Here is a 19,987-nt window from a genome sequence, read left to right as displayed (position 1 = left end):
ATGTCAAATCAAGAAAAAAAAGATAAGAAGTTCAGTATGATCATGTCGATAGTCGTGCATGGTACCATACTGACTTTGCTTTTATTTCTTGTGGCTTGGCGACAACCTGATCCTCCAATCCCTGAATATGGTATTGAATTAAACTTTGGTTTCGAAGAAGCGGGCTCTGGTGACATTGAAAGAGAAAACCAAGCCGAAATTGAAGAAACTGAAAATGATACTCCTCCTGAATCTGAACAAGAGTCGGAAGAGGAGCCAGTAGAGGAAACTCCAGTTGTGGAGGAAGTAAAAGAAGTGGTTCCTCCTAAGCAAGAGGTGGTGAAGGAAGTAGCGAAGGAAACTCCTAAACCTAAAGAAGAGGTAAAGGCCGAGGTGGTTCAAGAGAAAGAGAGCGAAGTTAAAGCGGTAGAAAAGAAGGTAGAAGAGGTTGTTGAGAAGAAAGAAGAAGAAAAACCACCTGTAGAAGTTAAAAAGGAAGTAACCAAACCCGTTGAAGAAAAGAAGGAAGAGGTAAAGCCTAAACCAGTACCCGTAGTAGACCAACGTGCAATTATGGGTGGCGGTAAAAAAGCCGAATCAGACAGTAAAGAAGCAGCTTCTAACAATCAAGGGAAAGAAGTGGATAAAAGAGGAAATATGGGCGACCCTCAAGGGAAAACGACTGCTAATGGCACACAGCCTGGTGGTGCTGATTTAGGCGTTAGCTTAAGCCTTGATGGCTGGAAATGGGAGAGACCGCCAGCAGAAAAGGACGATTCCCAAATTGAAGGGGTGATTAAGTTTAGAATCGAGGTTGATGACCGAGGAACGGTAATTAACGTCACCAAAATTCCTGGCACCACCATTAGTGATAACACGATTATCGAGTTCTATAAAAAGCAAGTGGAGAAGCTGGCCTTTATCCAAACAGACCCTTCTAAAATGGCAGCGAACATTTCTAAAGGTGAAATCACCTTTGTTATCAAAACGAATTAACTCAGAGTAACCTGCTTTAGGTTGAACTAGAATCAATAAAAAATTTTAACAATGAAGAGGGAATGGATTATCCATTCCCTCTTCATTGTTTATGGCTTTCGTAAAGTCAGCCAATCTACCGTTAGTCTACAAAATGACTATACTTCTTGTACGGTTACGCGGATTGAACTAATATAGTAGCTTAACTAAAAAATTACTGACTTGGGTTTTATAGAAGATGCTGTATCCAGCTTTAGCGGCTGGATTTGGGGAGTTCCCCTCTTGATATTGGTAATGGGTGGTGGACTAGTATTCTTGTTTTATTCGCGGTTTTTACCCTTTAAATACATTGGACACGCTATAAATGTATTGAGAGGGAAATATGATACTCATCATGAAGAAGGCCAAATTACGCACTATGAGGCACTTTCTACAGCTTTAGCAGCAACCGTAGGGATGGGTAACATCAGTGGTGTGGCGGTTGCCATTACCATGGGTGGCCCAGGTGCTATTTTTTGGATGTGGGTTTCCGCGTTTGTGGGTATGGCTACAAAATTTTTCACCTGTACTCTTTCCGTGATGTACCGAGGAAAAGACAGCGAAGGTGAAGTAAGAGGCGGCCCTATGTATGTAATTACAGAAGGTTTAGGTAAGAAATGGAAGCCAATGGCCATATTCTTTTGTGTTTTTACGCTGATTGGTGCTTTGCCTATTTTCCAAGCAAATCAACTTACTGCTGCCATGAATGCTGTTTTAGGACCGGCAGTTGGGTATGATACTGAAGCAACATTTAGCCTATTTGGTGCACCTGTGGGCATTGCATCATTTGTTACTGGGCTTATTTTAATGGTTTTGGTATCGATGGTGATCTTTGGTGGAATTAAAAGAATTAGTAGTGTAGCTGCCAAATTGGTGCCTTCAATGGTAGTTTTGTATTTCGGTTTAGTGGTTTATATCCTACTTCAAAATGTAGCAGGTATTCCTGATATTTTCGCTTCAATTTTCGAAGAGGCATTTTCGGGTAATGCCATTTTGGGTGGTGGCATCGGTGCGGTGATTATTATAGGCGCTAAAAGAGCTGCTTTTTCAAACGAAGCAGGCATTGGAACCGCGCCAATGGTACATGGCGACACAAAAACAGAGGAGCCTGTACGAGAAGGTCTTGTAGCCATGCTCGGGCCAGCGATTGATACACTTTTAGTCTGTACACTTACCGCATTGGTGATTTTAGGTACTGGAGTGCATCATGAATTTATTGGTGCGGCCGACACTGGTTTGCTTGGTGTTACCTTAACATTGAAGGCTTTTAATGCCGCTATCCCGGGAGTTGGAGGTTATTTATTAGGACTTTGTATCTTGGTATTTGCTGTGTCTAGCTTGCTTTCTTATTCTTATTATGGAGTGAAGAGTGTATCCTACTTGTTCGGAGCTAAAAAGGGAGAGCTCTACAATTATGTATACATCGGTACAATTATTCTTGGAGCCGTAGCCTCTTTGGGTTTTGTAGTGAATTTGATTGATGGTAGTTTTGCTTTGATGGCGATTCCTACCATGGTTTCAGCACTGATTCTAGCCCCTAAAGTAATGAAGGCTACAAAATCTTACTTTGCTCGCCATAAAGCAGGTGAGTTTAAGAAGAATTAGGGTTACAATAGAAAAATGAGAAAGTCGGTTTGGTTTCCAAATCGACTTTTTTTGTTTTTAGGAAAAAGGAAGATTTACTTCATTAGCTCTCTGGCGCTCTCTAATGAACTTTCAGAGAATTGCTTACCACCAATCATTTGCGCCAATTCAGACAGGCGTTCATCATGATTGAGCTTCCTAATGTTGCTTGCTGTCACGTCTTGCGCATTGTCTTTATATACATAGTAATGCGACTTCCCTCTTGCAGCAATTTGCGGTAGATGTGTAATGGTAATCACTTGATGGTTTTGTGCCATCTTGTTCATCATTTCGGCCATCTGAATGGATATTTCTCCTGAAATACCAGCGTCAATCTCATCAAATACGATCGTAGGCAAAGCCGTTTTGTCTGCGAGAATGTATTTCACGGCAAACATCAATCTAGAGAACTCACCACCAGAAGCCACTTGCTTTAGCGGCTGTGGTGCAATTCCTTTGTTAGCGGAGAAGAGTAAATTGATTTTATTAACTCCAGACTCAGAAGGTGTTTGCGTCTCGTGTTGAATGGCCAGTTTGGCGTGGGGCATTCCGAGGTCATCGAGTAGCACACCAATTTGCTTTTCGAAACCAGCAAATACTGTGGTTCTAGATAGGCTTAAGGCTTCGCCAGAAGTTTCAACCAACCCAAAAGCTTTATCGGCTTCCTTTTCAGCTGCTTCAATGGCTTCGTCCAAATTGCCCACCCTTAGCACTTTATTTCCCAGTTCCTCATAAATGGAAAGCAGGGAAGCAATATCAGAAACTTGATGTTTCTGCTGTAGCTTATAGATCAGACTTAGTCTTTCTTGTACCTCTTCGGCCCGTTTTGGCTCGTATTCGACTTGCTCTTCCTCACTTTCTAGTTCGGAAATAATATCTTTCAACTCAATCCAGCTGCTATTCAGTCGTTCGAAAAGGCTTTCGTATTCTTTCGCGAACTTATTGATTTGACCCAAAGCTGTTTTTGCCCCTTGCAGCATTTGATTGGCGTTAATCTCCGACTGATCTAGAGCACTTAAGGCTTCATTCAATTTGAATTTGATTTCTTCTGCATTCTCAAGCTTATTTAATTCTGCCTCTAACGTTTCTTGCTCATCTACTTGAAGCTGTGCTTTGTCCAATTCATCAAATAGAAACTGGTGGTAATCTGCCACTTTCCTTAACTCAGCAGACTCTGACTTAAGTTGCCTAAGGATCTCATGTTTTTCACGATAGTCGGAAAAGGCGTTACTATATTTTTGTAACAAGACCTTGTTTTGGGCAAAAGCATCAACCAAACTCAACTGATAGCTATTGGCGCCTAAAAGCAGATTGTCATGCTGCGAATGAATGTCCATGAGTCGTTTCCCCAGTAACTTAAGGAAGTCAAGATTGGTCAATCCATCATTTACAAAAGCTCTTGATTTACCACTGGTGCTAATTTCTCGCCTTATGATGCATTCTGGATCGTAATCCATGTCATTTTCTTCGAAGAGGTTTTTAAGCTGATAGGCAGAAATATCGAAGGCACCTTCAATAACGCATTTTTTGTCTTGGTCGAGTAGTGATTTGGTATCGGCACGATTACCAAGAAGTAATCCCAAAGCTCCTAAAATAATAGATTTTCCAGCGCCAGTTTCACCCGTAATGATATTCAGTTGAGCATCTGGGTTGATCTCTAGCTGTTGAATCAGTGCGTAATTTTCAATACTCAGGCGTTGAAGCATATCACAAATGTATCAATTACATGGACTTGTGACAATACTAGTTTTGAACGATTTTTTGGTATTTATTTCTTCGGGTAGGATCGAGTTTTAACAGCTCATTGTATACCTCTTTTCTGATGTTCGTTTGGCCTTCTGAAAAAATGCTTGTGATCTCTTCATTTTTAGTGTCTAAAAATGCGGTAATCAATATGGCGTTGGGAAGTATCTCGTTAACGGTTTGAATATTCTTTATCACTTGGCTGATGGTTTCCCTACAAGCTTTTGGGTCGTCTTTGAATTTATCTAAACCATTAATATGGTAATCGTAGAGCCCTTTTCTCACAGGTTCATATTGGCTATTGATGGCTAGATTTTCCACCAACCAATATCTGTTTCTTCTACTTTGAAATTGTCCCCAACCAGTGCCTCCATTATTTTGTGCATTGTTAACCACATTTAGGGCTGATCTGAAATAAGGCGTTCCACCTAAAGGACTAAAAGAATCGTAATCTAAACCAATAGCGATGTAGGCATAGAAACCTAACAGGGAAGAGATGTTATTAATAAACCTATTTTCACTAAAGTCCATGTTTTGTCCTTGGCTGAATTGAAACTCCCAATCTCGGTCGGCAAAATTTAAAAGTAGTGTTTCATAGGAAGCTCCATACACAGGTCTAATGATCTGGATTTGCGCATTTGCCTTAAACTGACCAATAGAAGGTTGGTCTTGAATATTGAGGATTAGATTGCCTTTGATTTTTTCGTTGGCTTGAAAGCTATCATCTGTCCAAGTCCTATCGTTGAAGAAACGCTGCATGGCTGTTTCCATTTCAGAAAAAATAGCCCTTTCAGTAGTTTGAACGTTCGATGCATTAACACTCACCGTAAAGTCAAGCTCTTGAGCGACCATGTGGAGTGGGAGTGTGGCTAAGAATAACCCTAAGAAACTAAGCTTCCAGTTTTTGAACGATAGCATTGATGATGTCTTTGGCAACTTCCCTTTTTGACTTTAACTCAAAATGCTGAATATTATTTTGATTGTCAATGATCGTAATCTTATTCGTGTCGTGACCAAACCCTGCACCCTTGTCGTTGAGAGAATTAAGTACTATGAGGTCGAAATTCTTGCTTTTTATTTTTTGTTGAGCATGTTCTATTTCAGCTTCAGTCTCTAGTGCAAAACCCACATTGAGCTGATTCTTTCTTTTAATAGCACCTATCGATTTGGCGATATCAGTAGTCTTCACCAATTCAATAGTCATTTCATCGCCTTTCTTCTTTATCTTTTGGTCTGCTACTATTTTGGGGGTGTAATCCGCCACAGCAGCGGCCATGATATTTATGTCCGTAGTTTGATTTGCAGTAGAGCAGGCATCATACATCTGATCACCAGATTTTACACGAATAAGCTTAATCTTCGCATGATCAATGGTGAGGTGTGTTGGTCCTGTAATTAATGTAACTTCTGCGCCTTGGTCGGCCGCTTCTTTCGCTAAAGCAAAGCCCATTTTTCCAGTAGAGTGATTGCCAATAAAGCGGACTGGATCAATTGCCTCATAGGTTGGTCCTGCCGTGATCATTACCTTTTTGCCTTTCAGTGTAGATTTCTTTGAAAAAAAATCTGAAAGATAAGCAATAAGATTTTCTGGTTCGGCCATTCTGCCTTGCCCTATAAGTCCGCTGGCCAATTCGCCATGTTCGGCTTCAATCAAATGATTTCCAAAAGAAATAAGCTTCTGAATGTTGCCCAATACCGATGGATGTTGGTACATATCCAAATCCATAGCTGGTGCAAAAAACACTGGGCATCTGGCTGAAAGGTAGGTGGCTAAAAGTAGGTTATCGCAAAGTCCATTGGCCATTTTACCAATGGTGTTGGCACTGGCAGGTGCCATAATTATGGCATCTGCCCAAAGCCCTAAATCAACGTGATTATTCCATTCGCCCGTTTTGTCTATTTGAAAATCAATTAGAACAGGGTTTTTGGAAAGGGTAGAAAGGGTTAGGGGGGTAATGAAATCAGTGGCAGCTTTGGTCATTATGACTTTAACTTCTGCTCCGTCTTTCACTAGTAACCTAACGAAAATAGCAGCCTTGTAAGCTGCTATACTTCCGGTTACTCCCAGAATAATTTTCTTACCCTTTAATAACATTGGGTATTATTTTGTTTCAGTAGCTTCTTCAGCTTCATTCATTCTCCAATAGATTTCGTCATTGGCGAACTCCTCTATGGCCATAGCAGTTGGCTTTGGCATTCTTTCATAGAACTTAGAGATTTCAATTTGCTCTCTGTTTTCAAAAATTTCTTCGAGATTATCTACGGTAGAAGCAAACTCTGAAAGCTTTCCGTTTAGCTCTTCTTTCATATCAGTTGCAATTTGCTTTGCTCTTTTAGAGATCACTGCAATTGATTTGTAAAGGTTACCAGTTGACTCACCTATCTTGTCTGTGTCTCTAGTAATGATTGATGCGCTTGCGGCCATAATTATTGCGTTTTATTAAGTTCTTTTAATTCTTTTAATGACTGGTTATACCAGCTTGATACTTTACTCATGTATTCGCTTTCAGGGTATCTTTCTGAAAACTCCTTGTAGAAGGCTACGGTTTTATTGTATCTCTCTTTTTTTCTAGACTGAATACTATTATCGGCCAGTTTAAATTCTGTTTCAACGGCCAAGTAAAGTAGTTCTTCGTTGAATTTTGAATCTGGAAAGTCATGCTTAAATGCCTCAATAGTAACGATGGCAGCTTCCAAATAGTTTTTATATGATAACCCAGTAGTGAGTTTATGATAAAGCTTGGCCTTTAAATAGGCTTTTGTTTCAAACCTCACTTGTAACTCGTCAATGATCGTGTTGGCTTCGTCATAATATTTTGAGGCCGGCCATCTGTTCAAGAAGTTCTGCATAGACACTACAGCCTCTTCTGAACTGGTTTGGTCTAAGTTTGCGTCTGGCGCATCTTTATACAGAGAATATGCTGACATGTACTCAGACTCTTCTGCATACTGGCTTCTTCCATAAGTCTGATAGAAAGTTTTGAATCGGAAAGAGGCCAGTTGATAAAGCCTTTGATAGTATAGACTGTAGGCCCAATAGAATTGAACTTTCTCTGCTTCAATATTACCTCGATAATAAGGAGATATTTTTTCGAAAAGTATTTGTGCCTTGCTGTATTTACCTTGTTCGTAAAAAGCAATGGCCCCTTTGTATAGTTCTTCGTAATCATCACTTTTTTCAAGCTTCGCCAATCGGTTGGCGCAACTTGATAAAGAAATCATTACTGCGAAAAGGGTTAGAAATACCGTTTTTTTCATAAGCCTGCAAAGTTATTAGTAAAGTCCGATAATTCCAATCTTATTGAACTCTCTTACTGGAGCAAATAAAACGAGTTTTTTGGCTTCTATTCAGCGATTAACCATTTTTAACGCTGTTTAATTTTTTCTCTTTGTACTAACTTCCGGTTCCCAGTGATGCCTTCAAGGGTAGGTTTTTGATCCAAGAGCCATTTAAAACCCTTGAGTCTACGGTCAGGTTGAACGATTTGAGGTCCAGGAATAAGCCTGCCGTCCACTTCGCGGTAAGTTCTTAGCTCAGTCACCACATTATTGTTGAAGTAGAGCGCCATGTTGGAACAACTCAGTTTGTTCATGGTTAAAGCTCCATTTTTATCGAAAGCGAAATAGATACTTTCTCCATTTCCAAAAACATCTGTTTTGCTAATGAGGCCTTCATTAAAGTCCACCACCATTTCTCTTCCTTTTACCTGATTGTAGTTTTCGGAAGAATCTTGTGAGATGACAAAGGAGTTTTGATTCAAAAACATTTTTGAGATCCGATTATTGGCCAATTGGATTTTAATAGAGTCAGCAGAAATTTGGCTGTCTGCATTCCAAATTAAAGGGGAGTTATACATGTAGATGGTCGAGTCCATCATATTATAAGAAAGTGAGTCGGCTGCGCCTTGAAAATCAGATTTGTACAACTGCACATTATGGAATGCTGTGAGGTATTTCTTGCCAATTTCTTCGTTCTGAACTGATTTGATAGTATCGCCTTTAATAAAAAGACTATCACCTTTCATCAATTTCTTTAAATAGGCATTGTCATAAATCAGTGCAGTGCTTTCAATTTTATTGTAACGTACATGATCACCATAGGCGGTCAGTGAATCGGAGAATGTTTCCATTTGTACATTCATGTCGCCTTGATAGTACTTTAGGCTATCATCTGCTATAAGCTTATCTCCATAGATACGATAATCTTCTGTTTTGATCCAGCCAAAATAAACTTCGCTGTATTTCTCTTGAGACTTGTAAAGAAAACCAACATTGGTAGAAAGCGAGTCACCATCCGCAGAAACGGCCAAGGTTCTTCCTTTGGTAATGGCAACTTTTTCAATTGTAGCATATTCTAATGAATCCGTATTGAGAAGAAAATCTGGATTGGTGAGTTCTACCGAGTCAAGGAAAAGAGTCGATTTGGTTTCTGAATAATAATAACCTCGTTTACTTGTCAATACATTTGTGCTGTCTACCAGTTTACCACCATTATAATAATAGCCTGTCTGCGTGCTTCGATCGTAATCCAGAAAGTCGGTGTACAGGTTTGTGCTATCGTCCTTTAGTACTACGTTTTTGCGCATTTTGGCTATTCCATTGCTTCCTGTGTACTCCATGTAATCTCCAGAAAGGTCTAAAGCGTCTACGGTGTCAATAATTCGGACATGACCATAGGCTACGGCTGTATTAGTTTTTGTGTAGAGATATGCTGAATCACAATAAATTATTGTACTGCCTTGTACCAATTTGACTGCGCTAATCAGTCTTTGAAGCGGTTCTCCGTTCTGAGTTCCTTGATATAGGTATCCAGCCGTATCGATTCGCACCCTCTTTTGGGCAGAGGCCCAAGTAGTGGTAATTAGAAATAAAAATAAAAATAAGGGTCTGATCATGTTTTCGAAAGTGCAAAATTATCGATTTATGCTAATTTTGATTCATGTTGAATAGGTTTTTGAGTTTTATCAAAAAGCATGCCCTCAATTTGGAGGGGAATAATTGGCTGTTGGCAGTGAGTGGGGGCATGGATTCTATGGCGCTTTTGAAACTTTGTCATCAGGCTGGTTTTAATATTTCCGTAGCGCATTGCAATTTCAATTTGAGGGGAGAAGAGTCTGATGCGGATGCTCAATTTGTGAAAGATACTTGCTTTAAGCTTCAAATACCCTATTTCGAAAAACACTTCGACACCAAGGGATATGCTTCAGTTCATGGGATTTCTACTCAAATGGCCGCGCGCGATTTACGCTACGGATGGTTCAATGAACTTTTGGATGAGCAGAATTTGGATCAATTGGCCGTGGCGCATCATGCCCAAGATAATTTAGAAACCGTGTTACTTAATTTAGCCAGAGGAACATCAATTTCTGGTTTAAGGGGAATGTTACCGAAGTCGGGGAGTATTATTCGTCCTCTTTTAGACTTTGAAAGAGAAGAAATCGAAAACTTTGCAAAGCAAGAAGGAATTGAATGGAGAGAGGACAGCTCAAATGCATCGGACAATTACAAACGCAATTATTTACGTCATCAGGTTATTCCGTTATTCACCCAATTGAACAAAGGTTTTTATGCTACTTTTAAAAGTACACTGGAAAAGAATTTAGAGGTTGAAAAGGTTTTCCAAGAGAAGATTAATGTGTTAAAGCCTTATATCGAAGAAGTAGCCAATGGCTACCGATTTTCAAAAGATCAAATCATTCACAGCGGGATTGGCGCTTTTCAACTTTCAGCGTTGTTAAAGCCCTTCGGTTTGAATTACGAGCAGAGCAAGGAACTTTTAGTGGCTTTAGCAGGAATTTCGGGAAAAACATTCAATACCAGTTCACACCAATTCCTAGTAGACAGGGAGTATGTCTTTATCACAGCACATCAAGCCAACGAATTTGAGCCCTTTTTAATTGAGGAAGGAGAGGAGCGGTTTATTCTTTCGGAACAGACATTTGAAATAGAGCGATTGGATGCCGATAGTGAGATGGACAGAAATCCCACAAATGCATTTCTAGACTGCGATAAACTGACTTTTCCTCTGGAGGTTAGGGCTTGGAAAGAGGGTGATTACTTTTTCCCTTTAGGAATGAAAGGCAAAAAAAAGCTGAGCGACTTTATGATTGACCAGAAAATTCCTCTAAACTTAAAAGACCAGATAAGAGTATTAACTTCTAAGGAAAGCATTGTTTGGGTGATTGGTTATAGAATTGACGACCGATTTAAAACCAGCGATCAAACTAAAGAAGTTTTAAGGATTAGCCGAAATTAGATAATGTATAACCCATTTAAGAAAACATATAGTCAGTCCGAAAAGGAGCAAATTAACTTTTTGAAAGGGGTGGGGCCTTTTAGAAAACTAACGGATGACCAGCTTTTTGCTTTTGTACCCTATTTGTATACTAGAAAATACAGAAAAAATGAGGCAGTTTTCTTTACCAAAGATCCTAGTCAGGCCGTGTATATTGTCAATCATGGAATAATTTCGCTGAGTTTAGAGCGCAATGGATCTTTTGAAGAATTGGATCAGGCAGGGAAAAAAGAATGTTTTGGAGATAACGCTTTCATTTTGGACAATCACCGATTGTATAGTGCGATTGTGTCCAGCGAGGATGCTGAGATCTTTGTTTTGCCCCAAGGTAATATTATGGATATTTTCGAATCCTATCCAGAAATTAAAGCGTCTGTGCTGGAATGTTTGATTGAGCGATACAATCATTACACAGAGAGCTTGTTTAAGGCATACAAAGAGTCCTTCGGGTTTTTTGAATTAAAACAAGCCTATTCCGATCATCACAATTCAGAAAGAAACCGTAGCCTCTAAGTTTCATTTAGAGGTTTCACTTGTTATCTTTGTTCATCGAATTAATTTAAATCAAATCCAGTATACCCTATGAAAGTTACAGTAGTCGGTGCCGGAAATGTAGGCGCAACCTGCGCAGACGTTTTGGCCTACAGAGAAATTGCCAACGAAGTGGTGCTTTTGGACATTAAAGAAGGTGTTGCAGAAGGAAAAGCATTAGATATTTGGCAAAAAGCTCCTATCAATCTTTATGACACAAGAACAGTTGGTTCTACCAACGATTATGCAAAAACAGCCGGTTCTGATGTTGTAGTTATCACTTCGGGTTTACCAAGAAAACCGGGTATGACCAGGGATGATTTAATTCAAACCAACGCTGGTATTGTTAAAAGTGTAACTGAAAATGTTGTAAAACATTCTCCAGATGCAATCATCATTATCGTTTCAAATCCTTTGGACGTAATGACTTACCAAGCGCACATTACTTCTAAATTTCCAAGAACTAGAGTAATGGGTATGGCTGGTATTTTAGATACAGCAAGATACAGAGCGTTTTTAGCCGAGGCTTTAAACGTATCTCCTAAAGACATTCAAGCAGTATTGATGGGCGGTCATGGCGACACTATGGTGCCACTTCCTCGCTATACTACTGTTGGCGGTATTCCCGTAACTGAGTTGATCGGTAAGGAAGAACTTGACGCTATTATCCAGAGAACTAAAACTGGTGGTGGAGAATTGGTGAAACTAATGGGTACTTCAGCTTGGTACGCACCAGGATCTGCGGCTGCTCAAATGGTGGAAGCAATTGTAAGAGATCAGAGAAGAGTATTCCCTGTTTGTATTCAATTAGATGGTGAATACGGAATCAAAGATTGCTACTTAGGAGTACCAGTTATTTTGGGTAAAAACGGTGTTGAGAAAGTAATTGAGCTTGATTTGAACGCTGAAGAAATGGCGCTTTTGAAAGTTTCAGAAGGACACGTAAAAGAAGTAATGACTGTATTGGATAACTTAGCTTAACCAATACTGATTTCTGATAAAACATAAATCCCGATTCGTAAGAGTCGGGATTTTTTTATTCTATCGAAGAAGTTCAAAATTGGTCAATTTGAGATTTTTAATTCTCCTGTTTGTTTTTTCTAATAAACTTTTTCGATCGAATTATGATGGCACCGTTTGTTGCAAGGGTGCTATATAAAGCCATTAAAGAGGAGTCTCCTTTTTGAAAGACTTCAATCGATCCAACCTGTCTTAATTTATAGTTATTAAGTTCTTCCTTTTTAACTATTTCACCATCCAAAATAATCATTGGGGAAGGGTTCGATGGAAACTGCGAAACACTACGAATAACCAATTTTGAGTTAGAAGTCATGTTAATCACATCAGTCGTAGAGTCATAATTATACTTAATCTCATGGATTATTAATGAGTCTATACGGTGATATAGATCAGACTTATGTTGTCCCAAAGCTCCAGATGAAAAAATGAGAGAGAGTATAATTATGTAAATCTGTTTCATTTACTTCTATGTAAGATTTTATTTAGAGAATGATAATTCATCAAGCCCAAATTTCACCTGAGTAACAATTATCTATTCTTCTAAAGCCTCATAAATGAGCTTGTACATGTCATTCCAGAAAGCATTGTCATTGAAGGGTACAATCTGCGTCATACCCACAAACACCATTTCTTCTTTAGGGTCAATAAAGAACTTGGTGTTGAAATATCCACTCCATTCGTAAGTGCCTGCCGATTTCGGACTTCTTTTATTTTCGCTATCCAAATACACTGTAAAGCCTAAACCGAAGGATTGTCCAGCATTGTTGTCTTTGTAATCGTTGATTACATTCGGCATTTGGTCACTCGACATTTCTGTCAGGGCTTCAGCGCCTAAAATATCTCCACCGCCCAAGGCTAGTGTATTGATAAATTTGGCGTAATCCATTGCGGTAGAAGTGAGTCCACCACCTCCTGAGAAAATGTTTCTCGGCCCTTCCATAGGGTAACTGGCTTGAGCAGATAAACCCAGTTCATCCATGGTGATGAGTTTTCCTTCTGCCTTGGTGTAAACGGGCACCAAACGCCCAAATTTCTCTTTCGGTAGGTAGAAGTAAGTATCAGTCATTCCAACCTTATCAAAAATATGCTGCTTAAAATACTCGTCTAAAGGTTGACCAGAAACGACTTCAATCACTCTCCCTAAAACATCCATGCTAAGCCCATAAGAGAACTTTGCGCCTGGTTGATGTGCCAAAGGTACTTTGGCCAGTTTGTCAATCCATTCTTCTGTGGTCCATGTAGGGTGAGAGAAGCCTACATTCATATTGTATTTTTCATACACAGCCATCAGCTTTCCAGGGTTGAAGCTGCCATAAACAATTCCTGAAGTATGTGTAAGTAGGTTGCGAATAGTGACTGGTTTTTCCACTGGTACCGTAGTGAAACTGGAATCGGAAGGCTCGAAAGTGTCGAGGACCACTTGATCTTTAAACGAAGGGATATATTTATACACAGGATCATCCAAGCCAATTTTCCCTTGCTCATAAAGCTGCATAATACTTACGGCAGTAATGGCCTTGGTCATTGAGGCAATTCTATAAATGTCATCGTTTTGGTATGCTTTCTCGTTTTTTGAAGTTCGATAACCAAAGCTTTTATTATACACCACTTGGCCGTCTTTTGCCAACAAAAACGTTCCTCCGGGCAGTTTCTTTTCATCAATGGCTTTCTTAATAAGTTGGTCAATTTCTGCCAGTTTTTCTGAGGAAACACCAACACTTTCAGTTTCAAAGCTTCCAGGAGAATGGACTTTTAGCTCAGTGCTTTTGGTACAGGAATAGATTGAAACACAAAGGAGGAGAAGTAAGGCTGTTTTTTTCATTGGTGTAATATTTGAGGAGAAGATAAGGACAATGGTTGGAAAGAGTTCTACCTCTTACCAATTTCCTAAGAAGGTCGTAGCTGTTAAATAGTGATAGCGCTGGTAGCGTGAGTTATGCTAGTCTCCAAAGGAAATCCCGACCCCTTTGGCTGCATGTACCAAATAGGAGAGCGGGTCTACGTTATTGTAGGCCTCGGTAGCGGCCTCTAATGACACTGAACTGATATCATTGTTTTTGAAGGTCACCATTCTACCGAATCCTCCGGCCAAAGCCATTTCCATCGCTTTCACCCCGTATTGTGTCGCCAAAACTCTGTCGAAGGCATTGGGTGTGCCGCCTCTTTGTAAATGGCCAAGTACCATTTCACGGACATCCGCTTTGCAACCGGCTTCTTTCAGTTGTTGGGTGAGTTGGAAGGCAACGCCTCCCAAACGGAGGTTTTGGTAGCCTGCCTCATTGCTTTTTCTAGCCGTAATGGTTCCGTCTTTAGGTTTGGCGCCTTCTGCAATAACGATGTTCACAAAGCCTCTACCATCTTTGTACCGCGATTCGACTCTTTCTTTGACTGCTTCAATATCATATGGGATTTCTGGAATAAGGCAGATTTCAGCCCCACCAGCTATGGCAGAATGAAGTGCTATCCAACCTGCACTTCGCCCCATTACTTCTAAAATGATCACTCTGTGATGGCTTTCTGCAGTGGAAACCAATTTATCTACTGCATCGGTAGCTTCTTGTACAGCGGTTTGAAAGCCGAAGGTGTAATCGGTAGCAGAGAGGTCGTTATCAATCGTTTTAGGAACGCCTACTACAGGCATACCTTTATCGAATAAAGCTTTGCTAATGCGTTGAGAACCATCGCCTCCAATACTGATCACGCAATCGAAGCCCAGTTCTTTGATCATTTTTACCATTTCATCCGAACGATCTATCGTTTCTACTTCTCCGTTTTCTTTGGTTACGGTGTAATGGAAAGGGTCGGATTTGGTGGTTGTGCCTATAATAGTTCCACCTTTTACGTGAATACCGGCCACGGTTTTGTTAGTGAGCCTGATGATTTCTTGCGGAGAGCGAAGCACACCATTGTAAGCTTCTATACTGCCGTATACTTCTACATCGCCTTCATGATCGGCTCTTTTCACGATTGCTCGGATGACGGCATTTAAACCAGGACAGTCGCCACCTCCAGTAAGTACAAGTATCTTTTTCATATGCGCTGTTTATTCTTTGGTACGAGACAAGCTTACTTTTTCTCTAGGGTGTAATAAACAAAAAAACTCCTGAAATTGATTTCAGGAGTTTTGAATTTTGGTGGTTAGAAAGGAATTAATCCTTTTTCGCCATTCTTAAACGAGTGCTCTCGTCTAGCCATATTTTTCTCATTCTTATCGACTGAGGAGTGATTTCTAAGTATTCATCCTTTTGGATGTACTCCATAGATTCTTCTAAAGAGAACCTACGCGGAGGAACAATTTTGGAGTTATCGTCAGAACCTGATGCACGCATGTTGGTCAGTTTCTTTCCTTTCTGAATGTTTACTACGATGTCATTTTCACGGCTATGCTCACCGATTACCTGACCTGTGTAAAGTTCTTCACCCGGAGCAACAAAGAATACGCCTCTGTCTTGTAGTTTATCAATTGAATAAGCGGTTCCAGGGCCATTTTCCATAGAGATCAATGATCCTACTGAACGTCCTTTGATTTCGCCTTTCAATGGTTGGTATTCTTTGAAACGGTGGTTCATAACGGCCTCACCAGCAGTAGCTGTAAGTACGTTGTTTCTTAAACCGATCAAACCTCTTGAAGGAATTTCGAACTCTAAATGTTGTTGGTCGCCTTTTGGCTCCATAATCTTAAGCTCACCTTTTCTTTGGGTAGCCAATTCAATTACTTTACCTGCAACGTTATCTGGTACATCTACTACCAATGTTTCAATTGGTTCGCATTTCTTACCATCAATTTCTTTATAAATTACCTGTGGCTGACCTACCATAAGCTCGTAACCTTCTCTACGCATGGTTTCGATCAATACAGAAAGGTGAAGAATACCACGGCCGAATACTAAGAACTTATCTTCAGAATCAGTTTCCTGAATTTTAAGTGCTAGGTTCTTTTCAATTTCTTTGTAAAGTCTTTCTCTCAAGTGTCTTGAAGTCACGAATTTACCTTCGGTACCAAAGCCAGGAGAGTTATTGATGGTGAACAACATGTTCATTGTTGGCTCATCAATTTTAAGTCTTTTTAGTGGTTGTGGGTTGTCAAAATCAGTAAGCGTATCACCAATTTCAAAACCTTCAAGTCCTACTACTGCGCAAAGGTCACCTGCTTTAACTTCAGTAACTTTTACTCTACCCAAGCCTTCAAAAACTTGTAGTTCTTTAATTCGAACTCTTTTTACAGTACCGTCAGCTTTGGTTAAGCCCATTGCTTTTCCTTCTTCAATTTTACCTTGGTATACTCTACCAATAGCAATTCTACCTACGAAAGAAGAATAGTCAAGAGAAGTCACTTGGAACTGAGGAATACCTTCTGGAGAAGGTGCTTCTGGAATTACCTCTACAATTTTATCTAAAAGTGCGAAGATGTTGTCTGTTGGCTTTTGCCAATCAGTGCTCATCCAACCATGTTTAGAAGAACCATAAATGGTATGGAAACCTAGTTGCTCTTCTGTAGCATCAAGGTTGAACATTAGGTCGAAGACCTGCTCATGAACTTCGTCAGGTCTACAGTTTTCTTTATCCACTTTGTTTACTACTACAATAGGAGTTAAACCAAGGTCTAAGGCTTTACCCAATACAAATCGAGTTTGGGGCATTGCACCTTCAAAAGCATCAACAAGCAAAAGAACGCCATCGGCCATTCTTAAAACACGTTCTACTTCACCGCCAAAATCTGCGTGACCAGGAGTGTCAATAATGTTGATCTTAACCCCCTTATAAACAACAGATACGTTTTTAGAAAGAATTGTAATTCCTCTTTCACGCTCTAAGTCGTTGTTATCCAGTATTAAGTCACCAGTTTCTTGATTCTCTCTGAAAATCTGAGAAGCGTGGATGATTTTATCTACCAAGGTTGTCTTACCGTGGTCAACGTGTGCGATAATCGCGATGTTTCTTATGCTTTGCATGACAGCTTAAAATTGAAGCCGCAAAGGTAGGGATTCCGATTTAATAATTATGTTTTCTTTATTAAATGAATATTAGCAAGTCGATTCATTGCTTAATAGGATGAATGGAGTGTGTTTAGACAACTGCTGGCTTTCAAAAACTTTAGTAAAATATGATTATTTACAATGTTTTAAGCGATATTTTAGAGTTCAAACTCTGTTTTAAGAGTCGCCAAAAATACCCAAGTGGGGATAAATTACTCCGTTGCAGAACTAATAAAATGTGTTTTTCAGAGAATTGAGTACTTTTGATTATGGCAAGATTTTAGAAATAATCCGACTATGAAGATCTCTCTACAAAAAACCGCCTATGCATTAATTGTCATTGTTCTTGGTGTACTTATTCTCAAACAAGGAGGATTCTTATTTATCCCTCTTGCTTTTTCATTTATTGGCGTTTCTTTCTACCTAAGGCCAGTACAATGGTTGGAGTCCAAAGGATTTAATTCCATCTTGTCGATTTTTATACCGCTGTTGATAGGGAGTATTATCGTTTTTTTTGTGGGGTATTTTATGACTTCTCAGATTGTACAAGTGGCGAAATCTATGGATTCTGATGTAAATATCGAAAATGCTTCAGAAAAAATTGCTGAATTTTTTAATGATAAAGTGCCACCAGGAATGATGTCAGTTGATGAGGAAGAGGTCTCTGAAAACATGAAGAACATGTTAGGTGATGTGGGAATGCCGCTGGTCGGAGGAACGTTTAAAGCTACGGGTTGGGTGGTGAGTAATGGTGTTTTAGCACTTGTTTTTACTTTTCTTATTTTACTTTACCGAAGAGGTATAGCTGATGTGATAACTCATTTAGGCAGTAAAACCAATGCCAAAGAGCATACTCAGTTACTATTGAGGTTAGCTAAAACAGGGCAACAGTATATGTCTGGTTTGGGCTTACTAATTGTTATTCTCACCACACTATATACTATCACTTTTTATGCATTTGGTCTGGAATATTCACTCGTATTTGCTTTTATAGCGGCTACGCTGGCCATCATTCCGTACATTGGGACAACACTTGGGGCTTCGTTACCAGTGATTTACGCTTATATTTCATATGATAACCATTATATCGCATTAGGCCTTATTGGGGCTATTATTCTCATTCAAAGTCTTGAGGGAAATTTCCTTACCCCCAAAATTGTAGGTGGAAGTATGAAGTTAAACCCAATGGCTTCACTTATGGCCTTGGTGATTGGTAATTATATTTGGGGACTTGCTGGGATGATTTTGTTTTTGCCTTTAGCCGCTATGGCACGCATTGTTATTAAAGAAATTGAACCCTTAAAGCCGTTGGCCGAATTGTCTGGCGATAAAATCACCAATACGGAATAATGAAAGTATGGATACCGTGATGTTTACTTTGCTAAGTCAATAATGGCCTGTATCGTTTCTCCATTGTTAACCCCCAGCCCTTCTTTTTGGTGAACCAACTCGCCCTCTTGATTGAAGACACTGATGATATTGGAGTGAGAAAAATCTATTGGAGAAATTTTCTTGTAGTTTACGGCCAATACCGCAGCAAACTCTCGAGTATCTTCTTCTGAACCTCTTAAGAAAAGCCATTGGTCTGAATCCATTTGATTTTCAATGGCGAACTCTTTGAGTCTTTCAGGGGTGTCGGTTTCTGGGTCGATGCTGACCAATACAAACTTCACATTATCCTTCTTGTTATTGGGTAGTTTAGACTCAATATCCCTCATGTCGGCTACCAGTCTTGGGCAGGCTACTTGGCAAGTAGTGTAAATCATTACCATCACCAAAACGTCACCTCTGAGGTCTTTTAGTTCAGTCTGTTCATTGTTTTGAGACGTCCAAACCGAAGGGAGGTTGTAGATGGACAGTTCAGAAATTTCTTTCCTCACTTCTGTTGTTTCTTGATTGTTTTGACTTCCGCAGGAAGACATTAGAATGGCAAAACTTATGGCAAATATGGAGAGCTTTTTCATAATGAAGGTTTTTAGTCTATGCTTACCGCTTCTATTAAAATAAGTTATTGATTTGTATTGACATCTTGAATACACCTAAAGCCAAGATTTTTAATCGAATAACGCGCCTTAATACTACCTCTGAAGGCGTATCTCATAAAGGCTGCGTAATTCATTAAGTCTGAAGCACCTACCGCAGCACTGCCGCAAAACAGGTCACTGTCTTTATCTACATCTTTCCTTGACTCGCCTGAAATTAGTACAGAGTTGAAGTCTAATGTCCATTCCCAAGCGGCACCATGCAAGTCGTATATTCCCCAGTAATTTTTGAAGGTGGAGCCGATAGGGTTTTTGATTGTATTGGAGGTCTCATACCAGCTCAAAATGTACTTATTGTAATTCTCCTTGGTTCTGGCATCCGCTGTGGTTTCATCGGCCATTGCGGCATATTCCCATTCATCCACCGTGGGAAGTCGTTTCCCCTGACATTCACAATAGCTTTTAGCAGCAAACCACGAAACGCTCGTAATAGGGGCATTGGGAAGGTAGTCTTTATTGAAAGTACTGTCATTTTCCCAGTCCGCTAAATAGCTTTTATCCGCAAAAAGCTTGAGCGCTTTACTTTTTCTCCACTTAGGGTGATCGATTACAAATTGGCGGTATTCAGCATTTGTAACCGGATATACATCCATTAAAAATGAATTCACTTTTACGGTAGCAGAATCGACTCCGTATAGGGGTATAAATTCACCACCTTTTACCAAAGCCATATTTTCTTGCTGCCCTAAAGCAGTGAGTGGAATAATTAGGCAAAGCCAAGTGGTCACTATCTTTCCGTAAAAGGAATTCATTTTGATCATCTT

The 19,987-nt window shown here is 39.8% G+C and carries 18 protein-coding genes; 6 read left to right on the top strand and 12 right to left on the bottom strand.

Annotation, left to right across the window (positions count from 1 at the left end):
• Entirely contained in the window at nt 1–975 is a 975-nt protein-coding gene (locus VOI17_RS05755; RefSeq protein ID WP_323756289.1) for a hypothetical protein, read from the top strand.
• Nucleotides 976–1,185: 210 nt separating this feature from the next.
• On the top strand, nt 1,186–2,598 hold the full coding sequence (locus VOI17_RS05750; RefSeq protein WP_416376044.1) for an alanine/glycine:cation symporter family protein: 1,413 nt from the start codon (nt 1,186–1,188) through the stop codon (nt 2,596–2,598).
• Between the two features lie 74 nt (nt 2,599–2,672).
• On the opposite strand, the gene recN is transcribed toward VOI17_RS05750, so the two are convergent.
• From recN to VOI17_RS05720, 6 genes are all read right to left on the bottom strand, one after another.
• Nucleotides 2,673–4,322 carry a DNA repair protein RecN gene (recN, locus tag VOI17_RS05745; RefSeq protein ID WP_323756287.1) on the bottom strand — a complete coding sequence of 550 codons (1,650 nt, stop codon included), beginning with the start codon at nt 4,320–4,322 and terminating at the stop codon, nt 2,673–2,675.
• Between the two features lie 37 nt (nt 4,323–4,359).
• Nucleotides 4,360–5,277, bottom strand: a complete 918-nt coding sequence (locus VOI17_RS05740) for a DUF4835 family protein (RefSeq protein WP_323756286.1) — start codon at nt 5,275–5,277, stop codon at nt 4,360–4,362.
• Nucleotides 5,249–6,454, bottom strand: coding sequence for a bifunctional phosphopantothenoylcysteine decarboxylase/phosphopantothenate--cysteine ligase CoaBC (gene coaBC, locus VOI17_RS05735; protein ID WP_323756285.1), 1,206 nt, complete (start codon nt 6,452–6,454; stop codon nt 5,249–5,251). Before coaBC ends, VOI17_RS05740 begins: the two co-directional genes overlap by 29 nt.
• A gap of 6 nt (nt 6,455–6,460) precedes the next feature.
• A complete protein-coding gene (locus VOI17_RS05730) occupies nt 6,461–6,784 on the bottom strand; it encodes a DNA-directed RNA polymerase subunit omega (protein ID WP_068417991.1) in 324 nt (107 codons plus the stop codon).
• A gap of 2 nt (nt 6,785–6,786) precedes the next feature.
• Nucleotides 6,787–7,617, bottom strand: a complete 831-nt coding sequence (locus VOI17_RS05725) for an outer membrane protein assembly factor BamD (RefSeq protein ID WP_323756284.1) — start codon at nt 7,615–7,617, stop codon at nt 6,787–6,789.
• A gap of 107 nt (nt 7,618–7,724) precedes the next feature.
• On the bottom strand, nt 7,725–9,254 hold the full coding sequence (locus VOI17_RS05720) for an OstA-like protein (protein ID WP_323756283.1): 1,530 nt from the start codon (nt 9,252–9,254) through the stop codon (nt 7,725–7,727).
• Between the two features lie 44 nt (nt 9,255–9,298).
• Between VOI17_RS05720 and tilS the strand changes: the two genes are divergently transcribed.
• From tilS to mdh, 3 genes are all read left to right on the top strand, one after another.
• Nucleotides 9,299–10,615 carry a tRNA lysidine(34) synthetase TilS gene (gene tilS, locus VOI17_RS05715; RefSeq protein ID WP_323756282.1) on the top strand — a complete coding sequence of 439 codons (1,317 nt, stop codon included), beginning with the start codon at nt 9,299–9,301 and terminating at the stop codon, nt 10,613–10,615.
• A 3-nt stretch (nt 10,616–10,618) separates the two neighbouring features.
• On the top strand, nt 10,619–11,167 hold the full coding sequence (locus VOI17_RS05710) for a cyclic nucleotide-binding domain-containing protein (protein WP_323756281.1): 549 nt from the start codon (nt 10,619–10,621) through the stop codon (nt 11,165–11,167).
• Nucleotides 11,168–11,236: 69 nt separating this feature from the next.
• Entirely contained in the window at nt 11,237–12,166 is a 930-nt protein-coding gene (gene mdh / locus VOI17_RS05705; protein WP_323756280.1) for a malate dehydrogenase, read from the top strand.
• A gap of 97 nt (nt 12,167–12,263) precedes the next feature.
• On the opposite strand, the gene VOI17_RS05700 is transcribed toward mdh, so the two are convergent.
• The 4 genes from VOI17_RS05700 to typA all read right to left on the bottom strand — a co-directional run bounded on the left by VOI17_RS05700 (nt 12,264) and on the right by typA (nt 17,157).
• Entirely contained in the window at nt 12,264–12,665 is a 402-nt protein-coding gene (locus tag VOI17_RS05700; RefSeq protein WP_323756279.1) for a hypothetical protein, read from the bottom strand.
• A gap of 72 nt (nt 12,666–12,737) precedes the next feature.
• Nucleotides 12,738–14,027 carry a serine hydrolase domain-containing protein gene (locus tag VOI17_RS05695; protein WP_323756278.1) on the bottom strand — a complete coding sequence of 430 codons (1,290 nt, stop codon included), beginning with the start codon at nt 14,025–14,027 and terminating at the stop codon, nt 12,738–12,740.
• 117 nt (nt 14,028–14,144) lie between these two features.
• The gene (locus VOI17_RS05690) at nt 14,145–15,239 is read right to left on the bottom strand and encodes an ATP-dependent 6-phosphofructokinase (protein ID WP_323756277.1); all 1,095 of its coding nucleotides are present in this window, start codon (nt 15,237–15,239) and stop codon (nt 14,145–14,147) included.
• A 115-nt stretch (nt 15,240–15,354) separates the two neighbouring features.
• The gene (gene typA, locus VOI17_RS05685) at nt 15,355–17,157 is read right to left on the bottom strand and encodes a translational GTPase TypA (RefSeq protein WP_323756276.1); all 1,803 of its coding nucleotides are present in this window, start codon (nt 17,155–17,157) and stop codon (nt 15,355–15,357) included.
• Between the two features lie 321 nt (nt 17,158–17,478).
• Here typA and VOI17_RS05680 point away from each other — a divergent pair, with 321 nt between their 5' ends.
• A complete protein-coding gene (locus tag VOI17_RS05680) occupies nt 17,479–18,531 on the top strand; it encodes an AI-2E family transporter (protein ID WP_323756275.1) in 1,053 nt (350 codons plus the stop codon).
• A 23-nt stretch (nt 18,532–18,554) separates the two neighbouring features.
• Here the strand turns inward: VOI17_RS05680 and VOI17_RS05675 are convergent, their stop codons facing one another.
• Nucleotides 18,555–19,145, bottom strand: coding sequence for an SCO family protein (locus VOI17_RS05675; RefSeq protein WP_323756274.1), 591 nt, complete (start codon nt 19,143–19,145; stop codon nt 18,555–18,557).
• A 44-nt stretch (nt 19,146–19,189) separates the two neighbouring features.
• Nucleotides 19,190–19,975, bottom strand: coding sequence for a formylglycine-generating enzyme family protein (locus tag VOI17_RS05670; protein WP_323756273.1), 786 nt, complete (start codon nt 19,973–19,975; stop codon nt 19,190–19,192).
• Nucleotides 19,976–19,987 lie beyond the last annotated feature (12 nt).

The organism is Roseivirga sp., assembly GCF_034669765.1.
Lineage (GTDB): Bacteria > Bacteroidota > Bacteroidia > Cytophagales > Cyclobacteriaceae > Roseivirga.
The sequence above is the reverse complement of the archived record's forward strand: the minus strand, read 5'-3'. Positions and strand labels throughout refer to the sequence as shown.